This window comes from Vibrio sp. 10N.247.310.17 (genome assembly GCF_041466605.1).
Classification (GTDB): Bacteria; Pseudomonadota; Gammaproteobacteria; order Enterobacterales; family Vibrionaceae; genus Vibrio; species Vibrio tasmaniensis_A.
Genome location: NZ_JBFSTC010000043.1, coordinates 26,969 through 39,894 on the forward strand (window position 1 = coordinate 26,969; position 12,926 = coordinate 39,894).

Genomic DNA, 12,926 nt, shown 5'->3' on the forward strand with positions numbered 1-12,926 from the left:
AGCTTTTCACTACATCGTTAGGCAAAGTGCACTTAACTTCCGGACCTAACGTTTTTCCCCCGCTAGCTCCGCCATTTACACTGTATGCGAAAGAATTTGATGCAAATAAGCTTACATAAAAAATGATCAATAGAGTAATTGGTTTCATAACTTTCTCTCTTACTAAGCGAAAATATTATAAACAGCACTCAAAATAAATGCTTAATGTTTAATTATGTTCATAACTTATAAAAGATCAAATGTTCATAAAAATTTTCTACTAAAAATAACAATGACTTATTTTAACAACCCTGTCAGTAAGGTGTTGAATTTCCGTATATGAAAGAACCTCTAAACATCAATTTTCACTTCATTCCTAATAAAACCGGAATGAATAACCGACTTTATTTTCTCAAATTATATTTCGTTGTGTTCTCGGTGTATGATTACCCATATTCAATGAGGACTTTAATGTAGTTAATCTCTTAGCCTCCTTTGTTATTTTGAGTAATATTATGAACATAAGCGAAGTTGCAAGCCTCACGCAGTTATCACCTAAGTCTATTCGTTTGTATGAAGACAAAGGGGTGATATCTGCACCGTTACGTTCTGAAAATGGTTATCGGTCTTATGGTGAGAAGCAGATCAAGGAACTCGGAATCGTAGCGAAAGCGAGAAGCGCTGGTTTTTCGCTTGATGAGTGTCGTGCGCTTGTTGAATTAGCCGACAACCCATGTCGCGAAAGTGCCGATGTTAAAGCAAAAGCGCAAAGTAAATTGGAAGAAGTGAATAAAAAAATTGAAGACTTACTGATCATTCAGAAGACATTGAAAGAGTGGGTTGAACAATGCCCTGGTGACTCAAATAGCCATTGCCCAATTATCGATTCACTTGTAGAGAAAAAGCCATAAGTTGGTTACTTATGGCTTTGAAGGAGGGTTTTCTTGATTATTGTTTAGTAGGGCTTATCGTGAGAACAATGCCATCGACAGCAGTAATCACGACTTCCTCTCCCGCATCAATATCATGTGTACTCATCGCAGACCATGAGCTATCCCCTAGCTTTATCCTGCAGTTACCTTTTTGTACCGGCTCTAAGAGGCGAGTCTTTCTTCCAATCAGTTGCTTCTCTCGCTGATTAAGGTCTCGAGTAGAGTCAGATTGTTTGTCACTAGATAGCTGTCTTCTCCACCACAGCCAAGTGGTGATAAGCGAGAAGCTCGCAAAGGATAGCCATTGCATCTGCCAACCGATTGGTAGTGCACCTAATAAGGCCCCGACCAGCATGGCAGATATGCCTATCCATAAAAAGTAACCAGCGGTTCCAATTAGCTCAAGCGCTAACAATGCTAGGCCAAACGCTAACCAATGCCAGTAGTTTACTTGTTCGAGTAATTCGACCATAAGTTAGTCCTTACTACCCTTGTCATTCTTATGTGCAAACATCTCTGCAATACCCGCAACAGAACCCATTAGTCCAGTCGCTTCGAGCGGTAGCATGATGATCTTACCGTTTTCTGCTTGGCCAATCGATTTCAGAGCATCAGTATAGCCTTGTGCGATGAAGTAGTTGACGGCTTGCATGTCACCTTGAGCAATCGCAGTTGATACCATTTCTGTCGCTTTAGCTTCTGCTTCCGCAGCCCGTTCACGAGCTTCAGCTTGCAGGATAGCTGCTTGCTTTTGACCTTCTGCTTTTAAGATCTCTGATTGCTTGTGACCTTCTGCTTTCAATATCTCAGCTTGTCTTACGCCCTCTGCCTCTAGGATATCTGCACGTTTGTTACGCTCGGCTTTCATCTGGGCATTCATCGCAGCAGTAAGATCGGCTGGTGGCTGCACGTCTTTAATTTCGATACGCGTAACTTTGACACCCCAAGGGTTTGTTGCTTCATCAACGATATTCAATAATTTGGTATTAATCATGTCTCGCTGGCTGAGCATTTCATCCAGTTCCATCGAGCCCAGTACAGTACGGATATTGGTGAGAGTTAAATTACGAATCGCGTGCTCAAGATCATTCACCTCATAAGCCGCTTTAGGCGCGTCGATCACTTGAACGAAACACACCGCATCAATAACCACATTTGCATTATCTTTGGAGATGACTTCTTGTGCCGGGATGTCGAGAACACGTTCCATCATACTGATGCGTTGTCCGATTTTATCGATAAATGGAATAATCAGGTTCAGACCTGGTTGGAGGGTTTGTGTATAACGGCCGAAGCGTTCTACTGTCCAGTTATTGCCTTGCGGAACCGTTTTTACTCCGGCGAAAATAAACAATATTGCGACGGCAGTAAAGACGCCGATAGTAATCAATGTATCAATAGCCATACAAAATCCTTTGCAAGTTTAAGTTTTTGATAGTTCAGTATTGATACTGGCTCATATTTAAATTCTGAGCAAATTTATAAATGAGAAATGGGCCATAAAATATTGATTTTATGGCCCATTTTACATTATTTTATTCGATAAACTAATTGATTAAATTGTCAGTTTTCGATGAGATATACGATGCTTATCTTTAGGGCTTTTAGGGTTTAGTTAGTAGAGCAGAGAGTACAGCTGTCGGCGGTACTTACTGGCAACTGGGTTACCTTGTCCAAGCGCACTTAAGATATCCATGAACTCTTTTTTCATATCGCCATCGCAAGCATTTAGATCTTTTGCAAGGAAAGACCACAACAGTTCCATCGCTTCTTCGTTGCGATTCACTTGGTGATATTGCAATGCTAATTCAGATGCTGTCTTAGCGTCATTTGGGTCTTGCTGAAGAGTGGTTTCTAATGCTTGTATTTCAGGGCTGTCTGCTGCTTGCTTGTGAAGCTCAAGCTTTGCGACTAAGCCTTTATAGTAATTATCTTGGTACTCTAGAGGAATGGTGGCTAGCTGAGTTTCAGCTAGATCAAACTGTTGCGTTTCTAGTAAACATTCTGCGATTGCCAGTTTTACCTCGCCTTTGCTCGTCAGCTCTATTGGCAATTGTTGCATTGCTGCGAGCGCTTGTGCGTGCTCGCCTGCTTGCATTTGCTCGAGAGCCTGACGCAGTGCGAGCTCGTCTTGGCTAGGAAGATGTTTTCCTAACATTTCAACAATCGCCTCTATGCTTTGTGGGCCACCCAAACCATCAACCGGCTGACCGTTAACAAACAGTGCAATAGTAGGGAGTGCTTGTACGCCAAATTGGCTAGCAATTGCCTGCTCTTGTTCACAATTCAACAGAGCTAAAGTAAAAGCGCCGTTGTATTGCTGAGTTAATGTTTGCAGTTCAGGGGTTACCTGAGCACTTTCTTGGCTCATTGGTGCCCAAAAGTGGATGAGTACAGGCGTCTGCATTGAGGTTTCTAATACTTGACGAAAGTTCTGCTCATTAAGTTCAACAATATGCGGAGATTGCATTTACGTTCCTTGAGGTGTGTTTTGTGGGTACGTTGCAAATATGGGGGGAGGTGCTGGTAACTTCAAGATCTAACTTGGTTATCTCAAATAAAAAGAGCCAAAATAGAAAACGCTATGCTTCTATGTTGATAGAGTGGTTATCTCAACAGGGAAGGCATAGCGTTATCATTAAGGTGGTCAGTGAGGCATAGCGTAAGATACTCAAAACAGAATAAACAACGTAATCGCCAGACTCACACCGACCCAATTAAGGCGGTTTAAAGTCATGAAATATCCAGATTAGGTTCATCAATTGGGAATAATTGATGAGATAGGACAATCATGACATCTTATTGTTACGGAAAAATTACATCGTTACATTAAAGTTTGCGACTGTTGATGCAAAGTTAGTAACTTATGCTGCTTTTCTCAAAATAGGGTCTAGCAAGCGACTCGGTAGAATTCTTTTCAATACCGCGAACACTTTAGTTGGGGTCGTCACTCGGTATCTTAGCTTTGGTTTCTCTGCGGTGAGTGCGTGATAAACTGGCTCAACACAACTTTCAGGCGGAAGAACAAAGGCGTTGTTCGATGACTCTTTTTCGAGTCGGTCTTTTTGTTGTTGATAAGCTTCTTGATGAGCGCTGCCAGCAATGGTGATCCATTTATTGAAAGCTTTCAGGGCATTATTTCTAAATTGGGTCTCTATTGGACCTGGCTGCAATAACGAGATATGAATGCCACTACCATGCAGTTCTAAACGTAACGTATCTGTCCAGCCTTCTAGCGCGAACTTTGAAGCGTTGTAAGCGCCACGATACTTCATGGCCGCAAAGCCTAATACGGAACTGTTTTGTACGATTCGACCTTCGCCGCGTTCGCGCATGTGCGGAAGTATCTGACAAACAAGATGATGCCAGCCAAAGAAGTTGGTTTCGAATTGCTCTCTGAGACCTTGGGTCGGTAAGTCTTCTAGCGCGCCAGCTTGACCATAAGCGCCGTTATTGAATAAACCATATAATCCGTTAGGCGCTAGCTCAATAGCAAGTTGTGCAGCTTGTTCAATGCTTTCTTGGTTAGAAAGGTCGAGCTGTATGCAGGTCAGTCCCTCATCTTGCAGACGCTGTACATCTTGCGGATGACGACACGATGCAATGACGTGAAAGCCACGCTTTTGTAGTGCATGCGCACATGTGTAGCCAATACCCGTTGAGCAACCGGTGATCAGAATCGACTTGTTCACGCTTAATCCTTCATTAGAGTCTTTATCGCTCTAGGGTAAAGAATTAGTCTTGATGTTGTAACAAGTTTTTTAATGCCGGTTCGATTCTTGAGTAACTAAAGATAAATCCCATTTCAGTGAGTTTCTTTGGTTTGGAACGAATGCTGTCAAAGAGCAAACAAGAAGATTCCCCCATCAGAAGCGACATTGCCCATTTCGGAGTGAATAGGAAATGAGGTCGGCGTAGTTGCTTGGCGAGTGTGCTGCTGAACAGTTTGTTGGTGACAGGGTGCGGGGCACACATATTAAATTCCCCTTGAGCGTGAGGAGTTGACAATAAGTGGTTGATGGCTCTCACCATATCAAGCATGTGAATCCAAGGCATGTACTGTTCGCCTGAACCAAGTGGTCCGCCTACTCCGAGTTTGTAGGGCATTAGCATCTTCTTTAGAGCACCACCATTTTCACCTAACACAATCCCCGTTCTTAGTAGTATCACACGCGTCTCATCGGACTGGGCTCTCTTGGCGATCTCTTCCCAGTGCGCGCAGACTTTGTGAGGAAAACTTTCGTCTTCTACTCGTAGTGATTCATCAAATGGGTGTTGCTGTTGATCGCCATAGTAACCCACGGCTGAGCCGCTAATGAAAGCCTGCGGTGGGTTGCTACTGGCATGAATTAACTCGACCAGTTTTTCAGTAATGTGCCAACGACTGTTACAGATCCTCTCTTTTTGCTCCGTACTCCAACGCTTGTCAGCGATCGGTTCGCCAGCAAGATTGACCACGACATCGAAGTCATTGAGATCGCTGAGTTCATCAAGAGATTGAATGTAATGAAGGTTATTCTGGTTCAGGTGATTTAGGTTTTGCTTCGCTTTTTCGGGGCTCCGTGTCAACAATGTCACATCGTCAGTATTCCAACTTTTGACCAATTCAGAACCAATAAATCCCGTACCACCAGTTAACAATATCTTCATACCAATCTCCCTATTAAACATAATTATAGACATGGCTTGTTTTTGAACGCCAATCAATACGAAAAAATCACTATAACGATCAGTTGGTTTCAATCGTGTGATACCCAAATTACGCCGTATCAATTTACGAAAGAATGAAATTAAATTAATCAGGTTAGGATGTATACCGCTATCACACTTATGCATTTTACTCCGATATGTTACCAACTGCGTAATATTTGTCACATAAGGAATGATAAGGATTTGCCATGATTATTAGCAATTAATAACCAGACACAATTTCAATGACTAGGAGTTGCGATGACGGCAGTGCTTGCTTTGTTTCGAGCCATGTTAGGTAGCCTAAGGGATCTCTTGCCGATCGTGGCGGTGATTGCTTTCTTCCAGCTTGCTGTTTTGCAAGAACCACTCCCTCATCTGTTGTCTATTCTAACTGGCTTAGTGCTGGTGGTTTTTGGACTGACTTTTTTTATCTTTGGCCTTGAGATGGGTCTGTTCCCAATCGGCGAGTCGATGGCTCAAGCTTTTGCTCGTAAGGGGAGCGTGTTTTGGTTATTGACCTTCGCTTTCTGTTTAGGGTTTGGTACCACCATTGCGGAACCCGCATTAACCGCAGTGGCCGCCGAAGCAGCAGAAGTGGCCGCTGAAGGTGGTGTTATTCCCAACTCTCTAGACGAAATGGAACAGTACGCCGATGGCTTGCGTTTCACCGTAGCATTGTCGGTGGGGATCGCCATCTTACTTGGGGTGCTGCGAATCTTAAAAGGTTGGCCAATTCAGTACATGATCATCGGAGGTTATATTGGAGTTGTGGTGCTCACTGCATTTGCCCCTGAAAACATCATTGGGATTGCGTACGACTCTGGCGGAGTGACTACATCGACCATTACCGTTCCGTTAGTGACCGCATTGGGCGTGGGTTTAGCCTCTGCGATTAAAGGGAGAAATCCGATGATTGATGGCTTTGGATTGATCGCCTTTGCTTCACTGCTGCCGATGATGTTTGTCATGGTCTACGGGATGGTGGTGACATGATCAGTGCTCAGCAATTTATCGACACCTTTCTTGGTACTGTCATGGATGTGATTCCGATTGCGGTGATCATCTTCGGTTTCCAATTAGCGGTGCTGCGCAAGCCAGTTAATAACTTAGGCAAAGTGCTGATAGGTTTCTTTTACGTCATTCTTGGGTTGTCGCTCTTTTTGATGGGGTTAGAGCTCGCGCTGTTTCCTTTAGGGGAGACTATGGCAATGCAACTCACCGAACCAAGTTTTTTGACTGAGTTCAAGGTCAGTTCAGGCCTTGCCTTAGTTTGGTTTGACTATTACTGGGTTTACCTTTTCGCGTTTTGTATTGGTTTCAGTACCACGATAGCCGAGCCCTCTTTGATCGCCGTTGCTATTAAGGCAAACCAAGTTTCCGGTGGCAGTATCAGTGTTAACGGGCTGAGGATCTCCGTGGCGTTAGGTGTAGCGATTGGCATATCGCTAGGTAGTTATCGCATCGTGGCTGGCGACCCTATTCATTACTACATCATTGCTGGCTATGTCATTGTGGTTATTCAGACCTTTTATGCGCCCAAATTGATTATTCCGTTAGCTTACGATTCTGGTGGGGTTACGACATCAACGGTGACGGTACCTTTAGTGACGGCACTTGGGTTGGGACTCGCGTCAACGGTGCCAGGAAGAAATCCGGTAATTGATGGCTTTGGGTTGATTGCTTTCGCGAGCTTATTTCCAATTATATCCGTGATGGGGTATGCCCAAATAACGCAATGGCTAAACCGATCACAATCCTCTAAGGAGAGCAAAGATGCGCTTTAAACTTATCTTAGCGTTTGTAGAAGAAAGCAAGACCGATATCGTGCTCGACGCCGCGCGTGATGCGGGTGCAACAGGGGCAACCGTGATTAACAATGCCAGAGGGCAGGGGCTAAACCAAAAGCGCACCTTCTTTGGGTTAACGTTAGAGGTGCAAAAAGATGTGCTGCTGTTTGTCGTCGAGGAGCACCTAGCTAGGCATATTCTAGAAACTATCGGTGAAGTCGGGGAGTTTGACCAAGAGTCAGGGCAAGGGATAGCAGTGCAGATCGATGTCGAAGATGCAGTCGGGGTCGCGCACCAAGTTGAAACATTAACTAAGGTTGTGGAGGACGAGTTATGAGTGGCAGTGAAAAAATCCGAGTAAGCGATGTAATGGCTAATACGTATGTGATTATCGATGGGCTAACCACTGTGTTGGAAGCGATAGAGATGGCTAAGAAGCATAAAGTGAAAGCCATCATTGTCGATAAGCGCCACGAAGATGACGAATACGGCATCGTATTGATGAATGATATTGCTAAGAAAGTACTGGCTAAGAACCGTTCTCCGAAGCGAACCAATGTTTATGAGATCATGACCAAGCCAGCGCTAAGCGTGTCTGCCGATATGAATGTGAAGTACTGTGCACGCTTGTTTGAGCGTTTTGGTATCAGTCGTGCCCCTGTGGTCAGTGACCATAAAATAGTCGGTATGGTTAGTTACAATAATATCGTGATCAACGGTATGGCGAGAGATGACGTGTAGCTGTTAGATACGTACAATAGGCTCATAAATTTTATGGAGAAGTACGTGTGAAATTATTTTTTGCTTCAGACCTACACGGTTCGCTGCCAGCAACAGAAAGGGTATTAGAACTCTACCAAGCGTCTGGTGCGCAATATTTAGTGCTATTGGGTGACATTCTGAATCATGGTCCAAGAAACCCGATCCCTGAAGGATACAATCCGCCGGCGGTTGCAGAGAAGTTGAATGCGTTTTCTCAAGAGATCATTGCTGTTCGTGGTAACTGCGATAGCGAAGTGGATCAGATGTTGTTGTCTTTTCCAATGATGATGGATTACTCGTGGGTACTATTAGAATCAGGCCAACGTATTTTTCTAACTCATGGTCATTTGTACAACACCAATAAACGCCCCGAGCTAAAGGCGGGTGATATTATTGCCCATGGTCATACCCATATTCCTGTTGCTGAATACCAAGATGACATCTTTATCTTTAATCCTAGCTCGGTGACATTCCCACGAGATGGCCACGCAGCGAGCTATGGCATCTATGAAAATAATATCTTTAAAGTCATTAGCCTTGAAGGTGATGTTCTCGTGAGTGGCGAGCTTTAAATAAACTCAATCGGCGGCGTTAGAAAAGGCTCACTTTGAGTCTACGTGGCCGAGGTCTCTGTCTGGAGCAATGATGTTTCGTACTCTTTGCTTCAGAACTTTAGCCTCAGGAAAACCGTCGTCCGCTTTTCTTTCCCAAATCTGTATTCCATTACAAAAAACCTCAAATCGACCTCCGGTATCAGGGTGTAAACTCACTTGCTCTATCTCTTCACTGAAAGTATGCAGTAACTCTTGGCATAACCAACTAGAACGAAGCATCCAATTGCATTGACGACAATAGTGTATTGCGATGGTTGCCTTGGTGATTGATGCACTTACCGAGCTTGGTTCTGTATTCATAGATACCCCTAAAAATTCTAAAACAGTAGTTTGATGTCAACAGTTAATAAAAAAGGGGCATCATGCCCCTTTCTATTGGTATATCGTTTAATGATATACAGTAAATCACTGTTGAGTTTTAGCTTAATCTGATTTTAGTTTGAGACAGTATTAGTTTGAGAATAACACCGTAGAGCCATGATTTAGGCTAGTGAGCAGCAGTGCTTTCTGATTAATAATATCAATGCGTCGGCTTTGTTCTGCATCCATTTTAATCACTTGAGTGATCAGCTCGAGTTGCTCCTCTGAAAAGTCTTGTCGCTCAGCAGAAGTGACATCTTTAAACTCCGTTGGTGAAATCAGTAAGTAATTATCGTTAATATCCCACTGACCGGTTTCGGAAATATTGATGACGTTTGCGGGTGCAGTCTGAGTGCCATACAGTTTAACTACAGCCATTCTCAGATACGTACCGTTTGGCAAATACTTCGCATTCGATGATAGCTCAACCTTACGCAGTGGCCCGATTGAATCCTCTTGCTTGATATCGCTAATCAGAGTCACCATTTTCGATTGCCATTCGTGTTGCGTAAGCAAGCGTTCTATCTTTGCATCGCTACCCCAGTATAACCAGCCGCTCAAGAAAGCAGAGATAACCAGTAAAATAATGGATAATTTTAATTTCATGTTACTGACCACCGTTACAAATGTCGTGTACATCCGACTGGTTTGCGTAAATTCTTAGAGTTACATTCTCGCTCGAGTAATCTTGAGGGTGAATATAGTTTAGAGCTAGATTGTTACCTTGTCCGCCTGTTGCAATCACCTCAGTTGGCTTTAGCATGCCAGTGTGGCTGGTGTTGTAACGCAATACACATTTCTCTATCGCTGGCAGCCAACTAGTCAGAGTTGGATGGTTGATTGGGGTTTGAACTTTGACACCATTAACCTCTGCTAATGTTCGAAACTCTGACTCTGCTGGGTTCTTTAACGTTAAAACGAGTATTGGCATAATGAAAGCGACAAGTAACATTCCAAACGTTAACCATTTATTCGAACTTTCATCTTTAGGTTTAACCTGATTGGTTACTGGCTCGACTTCGACATGATTTTCTTGAGCCTTTGCAGTTGGCTCTGGATCAATAGTTTCAGTGATGACCTCATCAGCTAATGTGGTATTAGCAAATGTTAAAATAGGCTCTACGTCACTTTCTGCAATTTCAGCTGTTGTTGGCTGATCGTTTGATGACAGTGGTGCTGAGCGCTCAACAGTCGCGATAAATTGATAACCACGTTTAGGAACGGTTTTTACAAATGCTGGAGATTTGGTTGAGTCTTTTAGCATTTTTCTGAGTGTCGATACCGCTTGCGTTAAGCTGGAGTCGTCCACCTCAAAGCCTTGGTCTCGCCAAACATATTCGTGTAATTCGTTACGAGTGATAACTTCATTGGGTCTTTCTGACAGCATCAGGAGAATGCGGCTTTCATTGCTGCCAAGACGTACGACTTCACCGTCGCTCATCTGATCAACAAGTGAGTTGCTATTTGGGTCAAATACGAACCGCTGTGCGAGAATAAACTTTGTGCCGATATTGCTCATTGAACTCTTCTATTTTGGATGATTTGGGGTGCGAAATAGACAAATCTCAGGTGAAGTTCTGTTAATTCTTCACCAAATCATGGCTTCTTTTATGTTCTTTTATATTTATAACACTCAAGGATAATAAAAACAGATCAAAAAAACAGTGTTTTTATGCTTTTTGACCTTGAATTTACATTTGTCATCCTCATGTTAATGAACATAAGAGAGGCATAATGTGCAACGCCCCTATGATTATTCAACATAAAGTATAGATGTTTTGGAGTAAAAATGAGCGAAACGGCAACGCAAAATAAAGAGACTCGTGGCTTTCAATCTGAAGTAAAACAACTACTTCACCTAATGATTCACTCACTGTATTCAAATAAAGAAATCTTCCTACGTGAGCTGATCTCTAACGCATCTGACGCGGCTGATAAGCTTCGTTTTCAAGCGCTATCAAATGGCGACCTTTACCAAGGCGATGCTGATTTAGGTGTGAAACTTTCGTTCAACGCTGAAGCAAATACTTTAACGATCTCTGATAACGGCATAGGTATGAGCCGCGACAACGTTATTGAGCATTTAGGTACTATTGCTAAGTCAGGCACAGCTGACTTTTTCTCAAAGCTGTCTGAAGACCAAAGCAAAGACTCTCAGCTTATTGGCCAATTTGGTGTTGGTTTCTATTCTGCATTTATCGTTGCAGACGCAGTGACTGTTCGCACTCGAGCAGCTGGACTTGCTAATGACCAAGCCGTGCAATGGCACTCTGCGGGTGAAGGTGATTACACTATCGAAGACATCACGAAAGAATCTCGTGGTACAGACATCATTCTTCATATGCGTGAAGACGGCAAAGAGTTCTTAAATGAATGGCGTCTGCGTGAAGTGATTGGTAAGTATTCTGATCACATCGGTATCCCTGTCTCTATCTTCACAGCGGTGAAAGATGACGAAGGTAAAGACACCGAAGAGAAGCATTGGGAGCAGATTAACAAGGCTCAAGCGCTTTGGACTCGTAACAAGTCTGATATCGAGAAAGAAGAGTACCAAGAGTTTTACAAGCACGTATCTCACGACTTTGCTGATCCACTAACGTGGAGCCATAACAAAGTTGAAGGTAAGAACGACTACACAAGCCTACTTTACATCCCAGCTAAAGCACCTTGGGATATGATGAATCGTGACCATAAGAGCGGCCTTAAGCTTTATGTACAGCGCGTATTCATCATGGATGATGCAGAGCAGTTCATGCCATCTTACATGCGTTTCGTTCGCGGCTTGATTGATTCAAACGATTTACCACTGAACGTGTCTCGTGAAATCCTTCAAGATAACAAAGTGACTCAGTCTCTTCGTGGCGCATGTACTAAGCGTGTACTCACTATGCTTGAGCGCATGGCGAAGAATGACAACGATAAGTACTTGGAGTTTTGGAAAGAGTTCGGCCTAGTATTGAAAGAAGGCCCAGCAGAAGACATGGCGAACAAAGAAAAAATCGCTGGTCTACTTCGTTTCTCATCAACGGAAGTGGATTCTGTTGAGCAAACCATCAGCCTAGCTTCTTACGTAGAACGTATGAAGGAAGATCAAGACAAGATCTATTACCTAACGGCAGACAGCTATGCTGCAGCTAAGAACAGTCCACACTTGGAGCAGTTCAAAGCAAAAGGCATTGAAGTGGTTCTAATGTACGATCGTATTGATGAGTACGTAATGAATTACCTGACTGACTTCGACGGCAAACAGTTCCAATCGATCACTAAAGCGGGCTTAGACCTAAGCAAGTTTGAAGGCGAAGAAGAGAAAGAGAAGCAAAAAGAGACAGAAGAAGAGTTCAAATCTGTTGTTGAGCGCACTCAATCTTACCTAGGTGGTCGTGTTAAAGAAGTTCGGACTACGTTCAAGTTAGCAACAACACCTGCGGTTGTGGTGACTGATGACTTCGAAATGGGCACGCAAATGGCTAAGCTTCTTGAAGCTGCGGGTCAAGCGGCACCTGAAGTGAAGTACATCTTTGAGATTAACCCTGAGCACGCACTTGTGAAACAGATGGCTGATGAAGCGGACGAACAAGCGTTTGGTCGTTGGGTTGAGCTACTACTTGGTCAAGCTATGCTGGCTGAAAAGGGCTCAATGGAAGATCCGTCACAATTCTTAGGTGCAATCAACGAACTACTGACAAAACGTTAGTCTTTCGACTTTGGGCTAAGCTCATAATTATAATTAAAAGCTCGCTAATGCGGGCTTTTTTTAGGTTCATCGCGGCTTTCCGGGGAAAGCCGCTTTTATCTTCAAG

The 12,926-nt window shown here is 43.4% G+C and carries 15 protein-coding genes; 7 read left to right on the forward strand and 8 right to left on the reverse strand.

Going from position 1 to position 12,926, the window contains the following annotated elements; all coding sequences use genetic code 11:
• Positions 1-494: 494 nt before the first annotated feature.
• Positions 495-890: a Cu(I)-responsive transcriptional regulator gene (gene cueR / locus AB6D80_RS13300; RefSeq protein ID WP_372188717.1), complete on the forward strand. Its 396-nt coding sequence runs from the start codon at positions 495-497 to the stop codon at positions 888-890.
• A 37-nt stretch (positions 891-927) separates the two neighbouring features.
• Here the strand turns inward: cueR and AB6D80_RS13305 are convergent, their stop codons facing one another.
• The 5 genes from AB6D80_RS13305 to AB6D80_RS13325 all read right to left on the reverse strand — a co-directional run bounded on the left by AB6D80_RS13305 (position 928) and on the right by AB6D80_RS13325 (position 5,561).
• Complete coding sequence (locus tag AB6D80_RS13305; RefSeq protein ID WP_009847355.1) at positions 928-1,383, reverse strand: NfeD family protein; 456 nt, start codon at positions 1,381-1,383, stop codon at positions 928-930.
• A gap of 3 nt (positions 1,384-1,386) precedes the next feature.
• Entirely contained in the window at positions 1,387-2,316 is a 930-nt protein-coding gene (locus AB6D80_RS13310; RefSeq protein WP_009847354.1) for an SPFH domain-containing protein, read from the reverse strand.
• Positions 2,317-2,526: 210 nt separating this feature from the next.
• Positions 2,527-3,381 carry a co-chaperone YbbN gene (locus tag AB6D80_RS13315; protein WP_372188719.1) on the reverse strand — a complete coding sequence of 285 codons (855 nt, stop codon included), beginning with the start codon at positions 3,379-3,381 and terminating at the stop codon, positions 2,527-2,529.
• Between the two features lie 394 nt (positions 3,382-3,775).
• A complete protein-coding gene (locus AB6D80_RS13320; protein WP_102281173.1) occupies positions 3,776-4,603 on the reverse strand; it encodes an SDR family oxidoreductase in 828 nt (275 codons plus the stop codon).
• A 43-nt stretch (positions 4,604-4,646) separates the two neighbouring features.
• On the reverse strand, positions 4,647-5,561 hold the full coding sequence (locus AB6D80_RS13325) for a TIGR01777 family oxidoreductase (protein ID WP_009847351.1): 915 nt from the start codon (positions 5,559-5,561) through the stop codon (positions 4,647-4,649).
• Between the two features lie 300 nt (positions 5,562-5,861).
• On the opposite strand from AB6D80_RS13325, the gene AB6D80_RS13330 reads away from it, so the two are divergent.
• The 5 genes from AB6D80_RS13330 to yfcE are packed head-to-tail and all read left to right on the forward strand — an operon-like array spanning position 5,862 to position 8,724.
• Positions 5,862-6,596 carry a DUF1538 domain-containing protein gene (locus tag AB6D80_RS13330; protein WP_009847350.1) on the forward strand — a complete coding sequence of 245 codons (735 nt, stop codon included), beginning with the start codon at positions 5,862-5,864 and terminating at the stop codon, positions 6,594-6,596.
• A complete protein-coding gene (locus tag AB6D80_RS13335) occupies positions 6,593-7,387 on the forward strand; it encodes a DUF1538 domain-containing protein (protein WP_009847349.1) in 795 nt (264 codons plus the stop codon). Before AB6D80_RS13330 ends, AB6D80_RS13335 begins: the two co-directional genes overlap by 4 nt.
• Positions 7,377-7,727 (forward strand): P-II family nitrogen regulator, encoded by a 351-nt coding sequence (locus tag AB6D80_RS13340; RefSeq protein WP_009847348.1) that lies wholly within the window; start codon positions 7,377-7,379, stop codon positions 7,725-7,727. Before AB6D80_RS13335 ends, AB6D80_RS13340 begins: the two co-directional genes overlap by 11 nt.
• Positions 7,724-8,131 (forward strand): CBS domain-containing protein, encoded by a 408-nt coding sequence (locus AB6D80_RS13345; protein WP_009847347.1) that lies wholly within the window; start codon positions 7,724-7,726, stop codon positions 8,129-8,131. The genes AB6D80_RS13340 and AB6D80_RS13345 overlap by 4 nt, the downstream gene beginning before the upstream one ends.
• A 47-nt stretch (positions 8,132-8,178) precedes the next feature.
• Complete coding sequence (gene yfcE, locus AB6D80_RS13350; RefSeq protein ID WP_009847346.1) at positions 8,179-8,724, forward strand: phosphodiesterase; 546 nt, start codon at positions 8,179-8,181, stop codon at positions 8,722-8,724.
• Between the two features lie 30 nt (positions 8,725-8,754).
• Here yfcE and AB6D80_RS13355 read toward each other — a convergent pair whose 3' ends face one another.
• The 3 genes from AB6D80_RS13355 to AB6D80_RS13365 all read right to left on the reverse strand — a co-directional run bounded on the left by AB6D80_RS13355 (position 8,755) and on the right by AB6D80_RS13365 (position 10,645).
• Positions 8,755-9,066 carry a SelT/SelW/SelH family protein gene (locus AB6D80_RS13355; RefSeq protein WP_017096855.1) on the reverse strand — a complete coding sequence of 104 codons (312 nt, stop codon included), beginning with the start codon at positions 9,064-9,066 and terminating at the stop codon, positions 8,755-8,757.
• A 150-nt stretch (positions 9,067-9,216) separates the two neighbouring features.
• Entirely contained in the window at positions 9,217-9,732 is a 516-nt protein-coding gene (locus AB6D80_RS13360) for a regulatory protein ToxS (RefSeq protein ID WP_009847344.1), read from the reverse strand.
• Position 9,733: 1 nt separating this feature from the next.
• Positions 9,734-10,645 (reverse strand): transcriptional regulator, encoded by a 912-nt coding sequence (locus tag AB6D80_RS13365; RefSeq protein WP_009847343.1) that lies wholly within the window; start codon positions 10,643-10,645, stop codon positions 9,734-9,736.
• A gap of 270 nt (positions 10,646-10,915) precedes the next feature.
• Between AB6D80_RS13365 and htpG the strand changes: the two genes are divergently transcribed.
• Complete coding sequence (gene htpG, locus AB6D80_RS13370; RefSeq protein WP_372188723.1) at positions 10,916-12,820, forward strand: molecular chaperone HtpG; 1,905 nt, start codon at positions 10,916-10,918, stop codon at positions 12,818-12,820.
• Positions 12,821-12,926 lie beyond the last annotated feature (106 nt).